Genomic DNA, 15174 nt, shown 5'->3' on the forward strand with positions numbered 1-15174 from the left:
CAGATGCTCTTCGTTCATCGGTTTCATGACGGTGAGGCTTTCCTCGACCAGCTGCTGCCGAATAGCTTTATATCCTGTTCGTCTCGTCACAGTAACCGACAAGGCGGATGCGCTGGGCATTGCCCAAGTCGGAAGGCTGCCACCGCACGCGACTTCCACTGGCGCATCGGCGCGATCTGAAGGCCAAGTTCCTCCATCTGGAGAACGTGGCTCGACAGGCAACTAGTTTTGACAATAGGACGCGGCTCGCTGAGGTGGCTTTCGGGCGGGAGGTCACTGAGTTGATGGGTCGACAATGTCAGCGCCTCGCCGACTCGCTGATAGGCGGTCGATACTGCTGGCCGCGGCCGCCTTCTCCTGCGACCCGATGAGGGGCGACGTCGCCAGCGTCGGCTGTAGGATGGCGGCCGAGCAGCAGGCTGGCCTGCCGCGCATGTCCTTCGTGCACAGCGGTGCGCGGCGACAAACAAGGTGAGACTCATCCAGATTGTCGCGCCATAGCTGAGGCCGTTCCAAGCCTCCAGGTCAATTAATAGGAAACTGTGGGATCGAACGGAGTCGCCGCAGTCTACGACCTTATCCATCGATGTCGGCCGTCACTGCGTTGGCGATCGGATGAGCGTTGGTCGCATCCAGAAAGGCGCCTGCGTGGCGGACGACGCGAGTGTCTTCTTGTCGCTTGCCGAAAGTTGGCGCGAACGAAGTTACCGACAAGCGGCCAATCCGCTGACATCGTAGCGGACGTCCAGCAGGGTGCTACACTTCCCAAAAGCCGAGATCGACGCCGGCGGTCGCTAGCTGACCATTCCAGCGGTGTGCTGGCCCAACGAGACTTTCGTTTGTGCGAAGCAACGGTCCGCCGCTTGGCCGAACGCCACATTTCCTTCCAAGTTTCGATCCGCCACGTCCCACCACTGGTCGATAGCGCGGTCGGCGCCGAGGTTGCATCGGCGCCTTGAGGCGCGTTTTCAGCGCTCGTCGTCGTAGACTGTCTTGTCGAAGCCAGTGAATGTATTCGACTTTAAAAATACGTTCGGTCCATGGTTTCATGCGTGCGGACCAAGGATGTTCGCCCTCGCTTCCATAATATGGTTGTACATACTTAGCTCCGCCCCTACGCTGTCCCGGTCCCTGATGGCCGCTAGAATTTCTCGATGCTTGGTGATGTATCCCCTCATTCTGTCCGGTGTGAGTGATTGCTCTTTCATCCGACCCCAAAGGTTTCCGGCCCGCACCTCATGGATTACTTCGTACAGTGACGAAAGAAGACCGTTTCTTGCCGCCTCGACGACGATGCGGTGAAAGACGGCATCCCACTTTTCGAACTCGACAAGCGTCTCGGCGGCGCTCCCCTTGTCGATCGATTTTTGTAGTTCATCGATCTCCTGCGGCGTCGCTCTGAGCGCGGCCAATCCGGCGACTTTTGGCTCGATGATCAAACGCGTCTCGAACACTTCTGCTGGATAGGTGCGGACCGCGTCGCCCGCGCTGCCTGGCGGACGGCGTAGTGCCGTTGACGTGACTCCGCTGCCTGCGATGAAAGTGCCCCTTCCCACGTGCCTTGTCAGGCGCCCCTCGTTCTCGAGCGAAGCGAGCATCCTCCGCAACGCGGTGCGAGGCAGGCCAAGCTTTAGCGCCAAATCGCGCTCGGGTGGCAGGCGGTCGCCTGGCTCCAATCCCTCCGCCTCGATGAAATCCTTCAGTACGACGCTCATCATCCTACCTCGAAACTTTTTTCGCAACCAATTTGATCCATGTTGACACCAATATCAAGACCAATGTTAAGTTGATCGCATGTTTTAATCCAATTTGGTTGCGGATGATGTCCTACGTGAAGCCAAATCCAGTACAAAAGACTTACGCGGAATCCCAGAGTGACGTGGCCGCCGTTGCCGGCAAAGCGCGGACGCAACTCTTCATCGGCGGGCGGTGGCTGCATGCGAAAAACGCACTCGCCTTCGACGTGGTCGATCCTTCGACGGCCCAAGTCATTGCAACAGTCGCCGACGGCGAAGTCGCGGATGCGATCGCCGCTGTAGATGCTGCCGCTGCTGCTGCCGAGCCTTGGAAGGCAACATCGCCGCGCTGTCGCTCGGACATGCTGATGAAGTGCTTTCATCTTATGACCGAGCGCTCGGACTGGCTGGCAAGGCTCATCTCCGTCGAGAATGGCAAAGCTCTGGCCGACGCTCGGTCCGAAGTGGCATATGCCGCAGAATTCTTCCGCTGGTATGCTGAAGAAGCCGTCAGGAATCGAGGAGAGTTTGGTCTCGCGCCATCGGGAGCGAACCAGATCATCGTAAACCAAGAGCCGATTGGTATCGCGGTATTGGTAACGCCCTGGAACTTTCCGGCGGCCATGGCGACCCGCAAGATTGCTCCCGCCCTGGCGGCTGGATGCACTTGTGTCCTGAAACCCGCGGCGGAGACACCGCTCGCCGCGCTGGCGATCGGCGAAATCATGGCCGATGCAGGCGCTCCCGGCGGCGTCGTGAATGTCCTGACGACCCGGACGGCCGGGCCAGTCGTCAGTGCCCTGCTCCATGACAAGCGGGTCAGGAAGCTTTCCTTCACCGGTTCGACCGGCGTCGGCCGAATTCTCCTCAAGGAGGCGGCCGACCAGGTCGTCAGCTGCTCCATGGAACTCGGCGGGAACGCACCGTTCGTCGTGTTCGACGACGCCGACCTCGACGTCGCGGTAGCGGGCGCGATGGCCGCCAAGATGCGCAATGGCGGAGAGGCATGCACCGCTGCGAACCGCTTCTACGTCCAGCGCGGTATTCTGGAGGACTTCACCCGGCGCCTCGGCAAGGAGATGGCGGCGCTCAAAGTCGGTCCAGGCCTGGTCCCGGGGACCCAGTTGGGCCCTTTGATCACCAAAGCCGCCATGAGCAAGGTCGCCAGTCTGGTCGAAGATGCCGTCGCCAAGGGAGCGCGCGTCGTAACCGGCGGCTCCCGGTACGACGGTGACGGCTTCTTTTATCCGCCTACCGTGCTTGCGGACGTCCCCGCCGACGCAGCTCTCCTGAACGAGGAAATCTTCGGTCCGGTCGCGCCGATCGTCGCCTTCGATACGGAAGACGAAGTTGTCCGCATGGCGAACGACACCGAATATGGACTGGTTTCCTATGTGTTCAGCCGCGACCTGAAACGGGCGCTCGCCGTTGCAGGTCGGATCGAGAGCGGCATGGTCGGTATCAACCGTGGCGTCGTTTCCGACGCGGCCGCTCCATTCGGCGGCATGAAGCAGAGCGGCCTGGGCCGTGAGGGCGGCCACCACGGCATGCTCGAATATCTGGAGACAAAATACATCGCGACTGGCTGGTAACCAGCGGATCGCAACCCAGATCGGCTCCGCAACTGACGGCGGCGCCGGAGGAAGTCTTCTGTTCAACAAAAGAGAGGGAATGCAGAATGAACGCTTTCAGAAGAACTAGTGCCAATCTACTCGGGTGCATCGCGGCGATCGCGGCCGCAGGTGCGCTTCTTGCCCCTGTCGATGCATCGGCGGGAAAGGTCATGGACGGTATCAGGCAGAAGGGAAACCTGGTCTGCGGCGTCGGACAGGCGGTTCCAGGCTTCTCGGCGCCGGCGGCGAACGGCGACCTTGCGGGTATCGACATCGATTTCTGCAAATCCATGGCAGCCGCTGTCCTGGGTGACGCGACCAAAGTGACTTACCGCCAGACTTCCTATTCGGACCGCTTCGTCCTCCTGGCCTCCGGCGAGATCGACGTCCTGGTGCATGATACGACGACCACTCTAAACCGCGAAGGCGCTCAGAAAGCGCGCTTCACCTCGCCGAATTACTTCGACGGCTACACATTCATGGTGGCGAAATCCCTCGGCGTGGATAGCCCAGACAAGCTCGCCGACGCGACGGTCTGCATCCTCCAGGGGTCTACGTTCGAAGTGAACACCGAGAACTTCTTCAAGTCGCGCGGCCTCAAGTATACACCGCTCGTTCTCGGTACGTGGGAGCAGCTTGACGCCGCGTTTTTCGGCGGCCGCTGCGACGCCTTCGGCGGCAACTACGGCAATCTTGCCGGATCGCGGGCGGCCCATGGAAACGCCAGCGACTACATCATCTTTCCGGAATTCATCACGCTGGAACCCTATGCGCCCGCCGTCTACGGCGGTGACGACGAGCTCTTCCTGACCGCTCGCTGGGTGATGTTCGCACTTGTCGAGGCCGAGCGGCTCGGCATCACCCAGGCGAACGTCAAGGAAATGGCCACCTCCTCGACCAATCCCGAAATACAACAACTTCTTGGCAAGACTCCCGGCAATGGCAAGGATTTGGGCCTTCCCGAGGACTGGGTCGTGAAGGTCGTCTCCGCGGTCGGCAATTACGGCGAGAGCTTCGAACGCAACCTCGGCAAGAGCTCGCCGCTCATGCTCGATCGCGGCCTGAACGCCCTCTGGACCAAGGGCGGCCTCATGTACGCGGCTCCGCTGAGATGATCAGTCGGACCCGCCTTCACGGCCTGGTCTTTGTGGCGACAGCCACAGCCATAGTCATGTGGCTGTCGTTCAATTTCTCGGCTAACCTGGCGGCACGGGGCATGACGATCGACTTCGGATTTCTGTCCGCGCCGACGTCATTCCCCATCGGGGAATCGTTGATCGCCTACAGTTCAGGCGATACGTACCTGAGGGCCCTGACTGCCGGACTGCTGAACACCATTCATCTCGCACTGTCGAGCATTGTCTTGGCGACCGTGTTCGGCATCGCTGTCGGACTGGCGGCGCGGATCGGCCACCCGCTACTCACCAGCGCGGCAAAGACGTATGTGGAGTTCACCCGAAACGTCCCCTTGCTTTTGATTCTCGTTGTCTGCGCGACGGCGGTTCGCGGGTTGCCCGCGCCACGTCAAGCGTGGATCCTCTTCGACGGTGTGATCCTTTCCAGCCGGGGACTTTATCTGCCGATGCCGGTCTTCTCCGGCGGATGGGCATTGGGCATCGCTGCGGTCATCCTCGCCTCAACGACTTCGGTCGTCTGGAAATGGTCACTGCGAGGCAGAAGCAGATTGGGTAGCTTTCCGTTCGCCAGCCGGATCTCCTTGACCTTCTGCGTGGCGGGCTTCGCATCTCTCGTCGTCTGGATTTGCCTCACGACGTCTATGGACTGGCCAAGGCTTACGGCCTTCAACTTCCGTGGTGGCTGGAGCGTGACCCCAGAATACCTGGCCATGATGTTCGGTCTGGGCTTCTACACATCCGGCTTCATAGCCGAGATTGTCAGGGGCAGCCTGGCAGCGATCCCAAAGGGTCAGTCCGAAGCCGCCGCGTCGCTGGGCCTCAGCACGCTGCTTTCGCTTTGGCTCGTCCAGGCGCCGCAGGCGATCCGGCTCACGCTTCCTCCCCTGGCCAATCAATATCTCAACCTGATCAAGAACACGACCCTGGCGGTCCTGATCGGATTTCCGGACCTCGTGTCCGTTGGAAACACGGCGCTCAACCAGACCGGGCGCGCGATCGAAACCGTCAGCATCTACCTGCTGATCTACCTTTCACTCAGCCTGATCACGTCGATGATCATCCGACGGCTCGAAAGGCGCGCGCAAGTGGTGAAGCTATGAGTGACCTCGCCATCTCGGCTGTTGTCCGCCAACGTCCAACCATTGCGAAATGGATGGGTGCTCTTTTCAATCCTTGGCCCCATGCGCTGGTGACGATCCTTGCCGCGGCCGTCGTCTCGTATGGTGCAGTCGAGCTCGTGCGTTGGGCGGTCATCGACGCCACGTTTCGGGCCGCTACCCCGGACGACTGCCGCGCCGCCGGTGGCGCCTGCTGGTCGATGCTGCGGGCACGCTACAACATCATCCTGTTCGGCAGCTACCCGCCCGAGGAATACTGGCGTCCGACCGCCACGGTCCTCCTTGTCCTTGGCCTGTTGGTGGCGAGCGGATTCAGAACCCTCTGGAAGCCCTGGCTGGCCTTCGCTTGGGTCGCGACGATGATCGGGAGCGCCGTGCTCATGAGCGGTGGCCTGCCGGGTCTGCCAGACGTTCCGACCAGCAAGTGGGGCGGCCTTCCCCTCACCGTGGGCCTGTCGGCATTCGGCATTATCCTGGCACTGCCGCTGTCCGTCTTGATCGCACTCGGCCGTCGCTCCCAGGTCGGAGTGGTCAAGCGGTTCTGCGATGCCTATGTCGAAATCGTCAGGGGACTTCCTTTGCTCGCGGTCCTCTTCGTCGCGTCAACCCTGCTTCCGCTGTTGCTTCCGTTCGGAGGAAACGTCGACACGGTGTTACGCGCCCAGATCGCGCTTGTCCTGTTCCAGGCGGCCTATCTCGCCGAAGCGATCCGGTCGGGGCTAGAAGCTGTTCCGCGCGGACAGTCGGAAGCCGCGGCGAGCCTTGGCCTGCCGGACGGGCTCGTTTCGCGTCTCGTGGTTCTTCCTCAGGCGTTCCGGATTGCCTTGCCTGCCATCATCAATACGTTCATCGAGTCCATCAAGGACACGACCCTGATCAGCGTGATCGGCCTCGTTGACGTGCTCGGCGGCGCTCGTGGCGCTATCGCCGATGGCGTCTGGATGGGTTTCTACGGCGAAGCCTACCTTGCGGTGGGCGCGGCCTTCTTCGCTTTCTGCTTCATCTTGTCACTGCATTCCCGGCGACTCGAAGAGGACTTCGCTCGGGAGCGGAGATAGCGCTGCAGACCGATCCACCGCTGACTTCGAAGTCGGCAAATCCAGACACACCGGAGACCGTCATGTCCGTATTGAATTCTACCGCGGCCCGCGACATAGCCCATCAGCTGCACCCCTACACCAATGCGATCCGGCACGAGGCGATCGGTCCCGTCGTCATCGAAAGGGGCGAGGGCGTCTATGTCTACGACGATCAGGGTCGTCGTTACCTGGAGGGTCTGGCGGGCCTATGGAGCGTGGCGGTCGGCTTCGGGGAAAAGAGGCTCGTGGAGGCGGCGAAGAGACAGCTGGAGAAACTGCCTTACTACCACATCTTCAGCCACAAATCGCATATGCCGTCGATCGCTCTGGCGGAAAAGCTGGCCGAGATGACGCCCGGCGATCTGTCGCATGTCTTCTTCACGAACTCGGGCTCGGAAGCAAACGACACCGTCGTCAAGCTGCTCTGGTATTACAACAACGCCTGCGGTCGGCCCAAGAAGAAGAAGTTCCTTGCGCGCGAGCAGGCTTATCACGGTATCACCGTCGCGTCGGGAAGCCTGACCGGGCTTCCGAACAATCACCGGGATTTCGATCTCCCCGCGATCCCCGTGCGGCACCTCACTTGCCCGCATTACTACCGCTTCGGCCAGGAAGGCGAGACCGAGGCACAGTTCGTCGACCGGCTAATCGGCGAGCTCGAGGCTGTGATCGCAGAGGAAGGCGCGGAAACAATCGCCGCTTTCATCGGCGAGCCCTTGATGTCTGCCGGTGGGGTGATTCCTCCTCCGAACCAATATTGGGAGCGCGTCCAAGCGGTATGCCGATGCAATGACATTCTAATAGTGGCTGATGAGGTCATCACTGGGTTCGGGCGTCTGGGGACGATGTTCGGAAGTGAACACTACAACATCCAGCCAGACGTCCTGGTGCTTTCCAAGCAGATTAACTCTTCCTACCAGCCATTGGCAGCGGTCGTCATAAGCGATGCGATCTACAAGGCGGTGGCCGATAACACGGGAAAGATCGGCACTTTCGGGCACGGCTACACCGGAAGTGGCCATCCGGTGGCTACCGCGGTGGCGTTGGAGAACATAGCAATCATCGAGGAGCGACATCTTGTCGAAAACGCGGCCAGGATGGGCCGTGTTCTGCAATCAAGGCTCGCCGCGCTTGCAGATCATCCCCTTGTCGGCGAAGTTCGGGGGGCCGGCCTGATCGCAGGCGTGGAGCTCGTGGCCGACAAATCCACCAAAGCCAAATTCGACGAACCAGGCCGGGTCGGTGCCTACGTATTTCATCGCGCTCATGATCATGGCCTCGTGGTTCGGGCCATCACGGATACGATCGCGTTCTGCCCGCCCCTCATCATCACCGAAGACCAGATCGAGGAACTGGTCAGCGCCTTCGAAAGAACGCTCGAGGATACGGTTCGATGGATCGCCAGCGGCAAGCCCGCCTACTGAGATCCCAAAGTCGCCAGCAAGCGGTCTGCTCGTGGCGGCCAGCACCAACATGAGGACAACGACATGAGCGGCATGACACTGAACTCGATCAACAGGAAGGGACCAGTGAAAGCGACGGCAATATCCGCGACCGATGTCGCAGTCGAAATCACGAGAGTGAACAAGTGGTACGGTGAGTTCCAGGTTCTGTCTGACGTCAATCTCAGGGTCATGAGAGGCGAGCGCATCGTGGTGGCCGGTCCATCCGGGTCTGGCAAATCGACGATGATCCGCTGCATGAACAGGCTCGAGGAGCATCAGGAAGGGCGCATCGTCGTCGACGGGATCGAACTTACCAGCGACCTCAAGAGGATCGACGAGGTCCGCAGGGATATCGGGATGGTGTTCCAGCAGTTCAATCTGTTTCCCCATCTCACAATTCTCGAGAACTGCACGCTTGCGCCGATCTGGGTCCGGAAGATTCCGAAGAAGCAGGCGGAGGAGCGCGCGATGCATTTCCTGGCGCGGGTGAAGATACCTGAGCAGGCGCACAAATATCCCAGCCAGCTCTCGGGTGGGCAGCAGCAAAGAGTAGCTATCGCGCGTTCCCTCTGCATGAACCCGCGCATCATGTTGTTTGATGAACCAACGTCGGCGCTCGATCCGGAGATGGTCAAAGAAGTGCTCGAGACGATGGTGACGCTTGCCGAGGACGGCATGACCATGATCTGCGTCACGCACGAGATGGGTTTCGCGCGTCAGGTCGCCAACAGGATAGTCTTCATGGACGGGGGACGGATCGTCGAGCAGAACACACCAGCCGAGTTCTTCGACAATCCCCAGCATGAACGCACCAGGATGTTCCTGAGCCAGATATTGAATTGACCCGCATTGCGCAAGAAGCGGTTGTGCGAGGCGCCGTCCGGCCTGAGGTCCTCGCGCCCCGCGCCAGTTCGACAAGGATCCTGTGGGCGGCCATCGACAAGAAATGCTCCGATTGGACTGTGATGTCCTATTCGATACCGTTCATCCAGGTGGCGGCATTATTTCCAACGCGCCCGCCATCTACGCGGCTGACCATATGCACCAACCGCTCGGACTACCCACCAGCCATCGATGGGTCGGCGGGTGTTGTTTGCCGGCCACGCGAGAAAGTTCTGGTCCATGGTCCCAATGAAACTCGATCCCGTCGATCTGCGCATCCTGGATGCCATCCAACGCGATGGACGCATAACCAAGCTGGCGCTGGCCGAGAAAGTTGGGTTGTCGCCCTCGCCATGCTGGACGCGGCTGAGAAAGCTCGAAAAGGCGGGTATCGTTTCCGGCTACCATGCGAAAGTCGCCGTGCGGACAGTAACGCCCGTTACCACCGTGCTGATGGAAGTGACACTCCGCAATCATCGCCACTTCGATTTCATTCTATTCGAACGTGTCATACGCGACATTCCGGAAGTCGTCGCCTGCTGGTCGGTTGGTGGGGGTGTCGACTACGTTCTGAAAGTGATGGCGCGCGACATCGAAGCCTACCAGGAGTTGGTAGATGCAATTCTTATGCGCGAGATGGGCATCGATCGCTATTTCACTTACATCGTCACCAAGACGGTGAAAGAGGAAGTTGTCCTGCCATTGGCAGGCCTGCTGCGGGTGTCATTATAGCAGCAAAAGAGAGATCATGCTGGCGGAGGGGCCCAAGACAGACAATCTCTCTGCATAAAGGCTGCCAAACGGCCTTTTTTGATCACGGCGCGGTCTAGCCTGTAGGCATTGGAGGTTGATTTCCGCCTGTATTACCCACTCCTGCGTCGGCATGATGGCCGCCGTCGAATTCGTTTTGAACCGCGAGACCAAAGAGGCATTCGACCCAGCCCTGAAGGTCGGGGGCCGGATCTCCCAGGCGGCGCGCGACGCAATCTTATTGCCGGTGCCATGCCGCCTGGAGACATTCCAGGGTTTGCGCCGCCCCTCGTTATGACGGAGTCCGAAATTGATGAGATGGTCTCGATCGCCAAGGCGGCCATAAACGAGGTCGCGCAAACGATCGAAGGCTAAAGGCGCCGAGCAACGGTGGAGTGGAAACGGCACGCATGGAAGACGCCTCGATAATGTCCCCTGTTCTGAAAGTTCACGAACTTCGCAAAGCCTTTGGCGCGACCAGCGTTCTCAGTGGGGTGAGCTTCCAGATGCGACAGGGCGAGGTCATTTCCCTCGTTGGCTCGTCCGGGTCAGGAAAGAGCACCGCTCTACGATGCATTAACTTCCTGGAGACCCCGAGTTCGGGTGAGATTGAGGTGATGGGCGACGCGATTTCTGTTGTGCAGAACGAACGTCATGAAACGGAAATCGTCAACGCGGCCAATATCAGAGTTTTTCGCCGACGCATCGGCATGGTGTTTCAGAGCTTCAATTTGTGGCCCCATAGGACTGTGCTCGGAAATGTAACCGAAGCATTGATCTACGTTCTGCGGAAGGACAAGCGGGAAGCAGAAGAAACAGCTCTTTCCGCGCTCTCGAAGGTGGGCATGGCCGACTTCAGCCACCGCTATCCAAGCCAGCTTTCGGGCGGCCAGCAGCAGCGCGTGGCAATCGCGCGTATCCTAGCGATGCGGCCCAAACTGATGCTTTTTGATGAACCAACCTCCGCGCTTGATCCCGAACTGGTCGGCGAAGTCTTGAAGGTCATCAGAACGCTTGCCGGCGAGGGAGCGACCATTCTCCTTGTCACGCATGAAATGAGGTTCGCACGAGAGGTGTCGAACCGAATGATATTCCTGCACAAAGGTATCGTTGAGCAGGATGCCGTGCCGGAAGAACTGTTTTGCAATCCCGCCTCCGAGGCGGTGAATCGGTTCCTTTCCAGCGTCATCTCAACCGCCGCCTGATGGCGGCAATCAATCAAAAAGCAAAAAGGGGAAATTGTATGCGCACTAAGAACACACTTCGCTCAGTTTTCGTATCCTGCCTTGTTCTGATGGCGGCGATGGGGTTCGCACGGGCCGACGATGGCGTTTTGCGCGTCGGCACCGAAGGCGACGCGCCGCAATTCAGCATGGCCGATGCCAACGGCAACGTCACCGGGTTCGACGCCGATATCGCGAACGGCATATGCGCCGAACTTAAGGTTAAGTGCAAATTCGTGGTTCAGACGTTCAGTTCGCTGGTTCCGTCGATGGACAAGGATCGCTTCGACATAATCATCTCGGGTCTTGGCATCACCGATGAGAGAATGAAAAAGATCGACTACTCCATTCCATACGCAACCACGCCCCAGTATTTTGTGGTCCCCAAGGACTCTCCCCTCGTGGGGCTGAAGAGCCTTGCGGAAATTGAAAAGGCGCTGGCAGGAAAGACCATAGGTGTAGTGAACGGCACCACCTACGCAAAATTCATCAAGAAACATATTCCGACTGCAGACTTGAAGACCTACGACGCCACTACCCAGCAGAATTCCGATCTTGGGACAGGCCGGCTCGATGCCGCCTTTGGCGATTCCCCAACCTGGGTTGACTTTCTCGGCTCCCCGGACGGAGCCAACTTTGCCCGCATCGATGTCAAGGTCACCGGGGCCGACGATCACGAAGCACTGGGTTATGGTATGGGGGTCGGCCTGCGCAAGAGCAATACCGAGCTCAAAGCCAAGCTGGACGCTGCGCTCTGCGAGATGATCAACAACGGCAAGGTAAAAGCGGCCTCGGAAAACTGGTTCAAGGACGACTACACCATCCCGTGCAAGAAGTGATCATTCAACAGTCAACAGATCGTCGCGGCAATGCCGCGACGATCCCAGGATGTTTTTCATGTTGAACGATATCTGGGTGCTGATGGTGGAGAAGGGCTGGACCCTTGCACTGCTGCGCGGCGCCGGCGTTACGATCCTGATTGGTGTTCTTGGCGTGGTCATAGGGCTGGCGTCGGCAATACCGCTTGCCATTCTTCGTTGGCGCCGACTGCCCGTCCTGTCTCAGCTTGTCGATGCCTACAGCATCGTTATTCGCGGCGTTCCGGGGCTGCTGGTCATCTATCTCCTGTTTTTCGGCTCGGTCGATTGGGTGCAGAAAATCGCCTCCGCATTCGGCTATGCGGACAGCGCCGAAAACGCCTATCCATTCATTGTTGGCATCATCGCAATCGCCGCCATCTCATGCGCGTACTCCGTAGAAGTCATACGAGGCGCACTGCAGGCCGTTCCCGTCGGCCTGTTGGAAGCGGCTCGATCGCTTTCGTTGTCGCCACGTTTGACCTTTTTTCGCGTGACGCTGCCACTCGCCCTCAGGCTGGCGCTGGGGGGGATCAACAACGTATGGCAGATGACAATCAAGGATACGTCGCTCGTATCCGTCGTCGGCATGCAGGAATTGATGCGTACAGCAGCGGTCGCCGCAGGCATCACACGTTCGCCGCTTCTGTTCTATTGCCTGGCGGCAGCTATGTTCTTTGCTATGACCGCTGTGAGCCAAATTCTGTTCAACCGCGCCGAAAAATACTTCAATCGGGGCTTCAGTAGGCGTTAAAATGGATTTGAGCATCATCACATATGCAGTTCCATTTCTGCTCGTCGGCGCGAAGACAACCCTGTTGATTGCACTTTTCGGGGTCGGCCTTGGATTACCGTTCGGCATTCTTGTGGCAACAGCCCGGACATCTCAGGTCGCCACGATCCGGAGATGCGCCGATTTCTATTGCGCGGTGTTCAGGGGCACGCCGATGCTCGTGCAGATCTTCGTCATTTATTACGGCCTCGCTCAGATAGGTTTCATACGCCATAACGCGATCCTCTGGTGGCTGATCGGCGACAGTCTGCATGCTGCCGTCCTCGCCGTCATTCTCAACACGGGTGCATACACGGCGGAAATTTTTCGCACTGCTCTCCTCTCGCTGCCGCGTGGGCTCATCGAGGCGGCGGAGGCTTGCGGCATGTCCCCGTGGGTGATCTTCCAGCGTATCAAGTTCCCCTTGGCGCTGCGGCAGGCCTTGCCTTCCTACAGCACTGAGGTCGCCGTTATCGTCAAGGAATCGAGCCTTGCTTCCACCATAACGGTGCTTGAAATCACCGGTTATGCCAAACGCCTGATGAGCGAGACATTTGCCATCATGGAAATCTTCGTCATCACCGCTGTGTTTTATCTCGTGATCAACGTCGCCTGTCTGACTGCTCTGAATGTCATCGAAAGGCGCCTATCTTTCGAGCCGCGTTACGCACGCTGAAAGGGTACCTCCATGTCAAAGCTTACCTTTGTCGACCAAAAAAATCTCCCCGAACCCAGGAGAGGGATACCGCTGCCGGAACGACGCGTGGAAGGCGATCCCCGTTTTCTGACTTGGGATATCGCGAAAACCGCCGATGGCCAGGTGCAGGCCGGCGTATGGGAGGTTACGCCCGGCGCCTATCGTTCCGTCAAGGGCGAGACCTTCGAATTCTGCTACATCGTTTCGGGGGTTTCGGAACTCATTGAGGACGGGTTCGAGCCTCGTCGGATCGCAGCGGGCGATGCCTTCGTCATGCATCCCGGATTCTCGGGGGTCTGGCGGGTGATCGAAACGACGCGAAAGCTCTGGGTATCCCGCGATTGAGCGGAATACGTTAGAGCTGACTGAGCCAAGAGGCACACGCATGAGCATCGAAGATTCCGCGCGCCAATTCAAATCCGCGCCGTATTGGTGGGACGACTGCGCTTTTTCCCCCTTGCCGATGCGGCCGGTGGCCCCTCGATGCGACGTCGCCATCGTCGGCGGCGGCTATGCGGGCCTGTCCGCAGCCATTGAACTCGCGAGGGCCGGACGCAGCGTTCAGCTTTTCGACCGGCTGCCGATAGGGCAAGCCGCATCCAGCCGCAACGGCGGCATGGCGAGCGGCAGCATAAGGCCGGGGCGCAAACAATTGATCCGGAGGTTTGGAGAAGCTCGCGCCAACGGCATCTTGATGGAGGGAAAGGCTGCGCGAGAGGATCTTTGGCGCTTTCTTGAAGAGGAGAAGGTCGAGTGTGACTTTTTCCTATCTGGCCTTTTCGATGGAGCGATAAATCAACACGAATGTGACGAATTGAGCCGCTATGCCGAGCTATTGCAACGGTTTCTCGGGATTGAGGCGCATTCAGTTGCCCGCCCAGACGTGTCGCAATACGTTGGAACCGACTTCTACGCTGGCGGTTTCGTGCGCATGGATATTGGTGGGCTGCATCCCGCCAAGCTGCTTTCCGGCATACTGCGAATCGCCCAGACGACAGATGCGGTCATCCATGAGAACACCGCGGTTCTGGGGACGAGTGCTGAGGTGGGCGGGGTGCGTGTCGCCACAACGCGCGGCGAGGTGTTCGCCAAGAAGGTGCTGGTATGCACCAACGCCTATACTGACGGCTTCGATCCCTGGCTTCGCCGTCGTCTCGTGCCCGTGCGCAGCCGCATCGTCGCCACTGAGCCCCTGGGTGACGACGTTATGGAGCGCCTGATGCCCAAGCGCATGATGTACGGCGACACGAGGCAACTCAGCTACTACTACCGTCCATCGCCAGACGGCTCGCGCATTCTCTTTGGCGGGCGCGACGGCACGACGGAAGGGGACCCGCTTGCCCCCACCACACACCTGCGCTCCGAACTTGGCCGCATATTCCCCGAATTGGCGGGCATCGGTCTTACGCATAGCTGGTTCGGCCAAGTTGCAATGAACCGAGACATGATTCCACGCATGTTTTCTCTGGGAGACACGGTCTACGCCACCGGCTTCTGCGGCTCCGGCGTGGTCTGGGCGCGCTGGCTCGGCAAGAAGGCAGCCTTCAAACTTCTTGGCGAGACGGAGAAGGCGCGATCGGCCTTCGACTTCGATCCAGCGCCGAAGGCAGTGCCCTTCTACCGGGGAAGGCCGTGGTTCATCCCGATCGTCTATTCACTCTACGAGTGGAGGGATAGGCGCGCGATGTTCCGACGCAATGGAAGGGAAGCGCGATCATGAGCCTTCTTTCCCCTGTGATCACGTCATGGACCATCTGAATTCGGACGGCCGACCTGGAGCGCAAGGCGGACCTGCCATATGTTTCATGCGCGAACCCCTGAGAGCGAGCGCCGCCATTAACCATCGATTAACTATCCGATCGCCTT

At 59.3% G+C, this 15174-nt stretch carries 14 protein-coding genes and 1 pseudogene; 14 read left to right on the top strand and 1 reads right to left on the bottom strand.

The genetic code is table 11. The features are described from left to right. Positions 1–1046 precede the first annotated feature (1046 nt). Entirely contained in the window at positions 1047–1715 is a 669-nt protein-coding gene (locus EH240_RS35460) for a FadR/GntR family transcriptional regulator (protein WP_125007003.1), read from the bottom strand. 107 nt (positions 1716–1822) lie between these two features. Here EH240_RS35460 and EH240_RS35465 point away from each other — a divergent pair, with 107 nt between their 5' ends. From EH240_RS35465 to EH240_RS35530, 14 genes and pseudogenes are all read left to right on the top strand, one after another. Next, positions 1823–3328, top strand: a complete 1506-nt coding sequence (locus EH240_RS35465; RefSeq protein WP_425374869.1) for an NAD-dependent succinate-semialdehyde dehydrogenase — start codon at positions 1823–1825, stop codon at positions 3326–3328. Between the two features lie 86 nt (positions 3329–3414). After that, on the top strand, positions 3415–4464 hold the full coding sequence (locus tag EH240_RS35470) for a transporter substrate-binding domain-containing protein (RefSeq protein ID WP_125007004.1): 1050 nt from the start codon (positions 3415–3417) through the stop codon (positions 4462–4464). Further along, positions 4461–5585, top strand: a complete 1125-nt coding sequence (locus EH240_RS35475) for an ABC transporter permease subunit (protein WP_125007005.1) — start codon at positions 4461–4463, stop codon at positions 5583–5585. Before EH240_RS35470 ends, EH240_RS35475 begins: the two co-directional genes overlap by 4 nt. Further along, a complete protein-coding gene (locus tag EH240_RS35480; protein WP_125007006.1) occupies positions 5582–6661 on the top strand; it encodes an amino acid ABC transporter permease in 1080 nt (359 codons plus the stop codon). The genes EH240_RS35475 and EH240_RS35480 overlap by 4 nt, the downstream gene beginning before the upstream one ends. A 62-nt stretch (positions 6662–6723) precedes the next feature. Further along, complete coding sequence (locus EH240_RS35485; protein ID WP_125007007.1) at positions 6724–8106, top strand: aspartate aminotransferase family protein; 1383 nt, start codon at positions 6724–6726, stop codon at positions 8104–8106. Between the two features lie 63 nt (positions 8107–8169). Next, entirely contained in the window at positions 8170–8970 is an 801-nt protein-coding gene (locus tag EH240_RS35490; protein WP_245436679.1) for an amino acid ABC transporter ATP-binding protein, read from the top strand. A gap of 279 nt (positions 8971–9249) precedes the next feature. Further along, positions 9250–9741, top strand: a complete 492-nt coding sequence (locus tag EH240_RS35495) for an Lrp/AsnC family transcriptional regulator (protein WP_125007015.1) — start codon at positions 9250–9252, stop codon at positions 9739–9741. 145 nt (positions 9742–9886) lie between these two features. Continuing rightward, a pseudogene (locus EH240_RS39495) lies at positions 9887–10134 on the top strand (aspartate aminotransferase family protein); the annotation flags it as partial. Positions 10135–10187: 53 nt separating this feature from the next. Beyond that, complete coding sequence (locus EH240_RS35505) at positions 10188–10964, top strand: ATP-binding cassette domain-containing protein (RefSeq protein ID WP_125007016.1); 777 nt, start codon at positions 10188–10190, stop codon at positions 10962–10964. Positions 10965–11002: 38 nt separating this feature from the next. Then, a complete protein-coding gene (locus tag EH240_RS35510; RefSeq protein ID WP_125007008.1) occupies positions 11003–11821 on the top strand; it encodes a transporter substrate-binding domain-containing protein in 819 nt (272 codons plus the stop codon). Positions 11822–11879: 58 nt separating this feature from the next. Beyond that, positions 11880–12593, top strand: coding sequence for an ABC transporter permease subunit (locus EH240_RS35515; RefSeq protein WP_125007009.1), 714 nt, complete (start codon positions 11880–11882; stop codon positions 12591–12593). Between the two features lies 1 nt (position 12594). Next, complete coding sequence (locus tag EH240_RS35520; RefSeq protein ID WP_125007010.1) at positions 12595–13287, top strand: ABC transporter permease; 693 nt, start codon at positions 12595–12597, stop codon at positions 13285–13287. 12 nt (positions 13288–13299) lie between these two features. Continuing rightward, complete coding sequence (locus EH240_RS35525; RefSeq protein ID WP_125007011.1) at positions 13300–13653, top strand: cupin domain-containing protein; 354 nt, start codon at positions 13300–13302, stop codon at positions 13651–13653. A gap of 40 nt (positions 13654–13693) precedes the next feature. Then, positions 13694–15028, top strand: coding sequence for an NAD(P)/FAD-dependent oxidoreductase (locus tag EH240_RS35530; protein ID WP_125007012.1), 1335 nt, complete (start codon positions 13694–13696; stop codon positions 15026–15028). The last annotated feature ends 146 nt before the right edge of the window (positions 15029–15174 follow it).

The sequence above is a fragment of the Mesorhizobium tamadayense genome (assembly GCF_003863365.1).
Lineage (GTDB): Bacteria > Pseudomonadota > Alphaproteobacteria > Rhizobiales > Rhizobiaceae > Mesorhizobium > Mesorhizobium tamadayense.

Excerpts from the sequence above, each read along its gene's own strand:
- EH240_RS35460 (WP_125007003.1), bottom strand. The coding sequence starts at position 1,715 with ATGAGCGTCGTACTGAAGGATTTCATCGAGGCGGAGGGATTGGAGCCA.
- EH240_RS35465 (WP_425374869.1), top strand. The coding sequence starts at position 1,823 with ATGTCCTACGTGAAGCCAAATCCAGTACAAAAGACTTACGCGGAATCC.
- EH240_RS35470 (WP_125007004.1), top strand. The coding sequence starts at position 3,415 with ATGAACGCTTTCAGAAGAACTAGTGCCAATCTACTCGGGTGCATCGCG.
- EH240_RS35475 (WP_125007005.1), top strand. The coding sequence starts at position 4,461 with ATGATCAGTCGGACCCGCCTTCACGGCCTGGTCTTTGTGGCGACAGCC.
- EH240_RS35480 (WP_125007006.1), top strand. The coding sequence starts at position 5,582 with ATGAGTGACCTCGCCATCTCGGCTGTTGTCCGCCAACGTCCAACCATT.
- EH240_RS35485 (WP_125007007.1), top strand. The coding sequence starts at position 6,724 with ATGTCCGTATTGAATTCTACCGCGGCCCGCGACATAGCCCATCAGCTG.
- EH240_RS35490 (WP_245436679.1), top strand. The coding sequence starts at position 8,170 with ATGAGCGGCATGACACTGAACTCGATCAACAGGAAGGGACCAGTGAAA.
- EH240_RS35495 (WP_125007015.1), top strand. The coding sequence starts at position 9,250 with ATGGTCCCAATGAAACTCGATCCCGTCGATCTGCGCATCCTGGATGCC.
- EH240_RS35505 (WP_125007016.1), top strand. The coding sequence starts at position 10,188 with ATGTCCCCTGTTCTGAAAGTTCACGAACTTCGCAAAGCCTTTGGCGCG.
- EH240_RS35510 (WP_125007008.1), top strand. The coding sequence starts at position 11,003 with ATGCGCACTAAGAACACACTTCGCTCAGTTTTCGTATCCTGCCTTGTT.
- EH240_RS35515 (WP_125007009.1), top strand. The coding sequence starts at position 11,880 with ATGTTGAACGATATCTGGGTGCTGATGGTGGAGAAGGGCTGGACCCTT.
- EH240_RS35520 (WP_125007010.1), top strand. The coding sequence starts at position 12,595 with ATGGATTTGAGCATCATCACATATGCAGTTCCATTTCTGCTCGTCGGC.
- EH240_RS35525 (WP_125007011.1), top strand. The coding sequence starts at position 13,300 with ATGTCAAAGCTTACCTTTGTCGACCAAAAAAATCTCCCCGAACCCAGG.
- EH240_RS35530 (WP_125007012.1), top strand. The coding sequence starts at position 13,694 with ATGAGCATCGAAGATTCCGCGCGCCAATTCAAATCCGCGCCGTATTGG.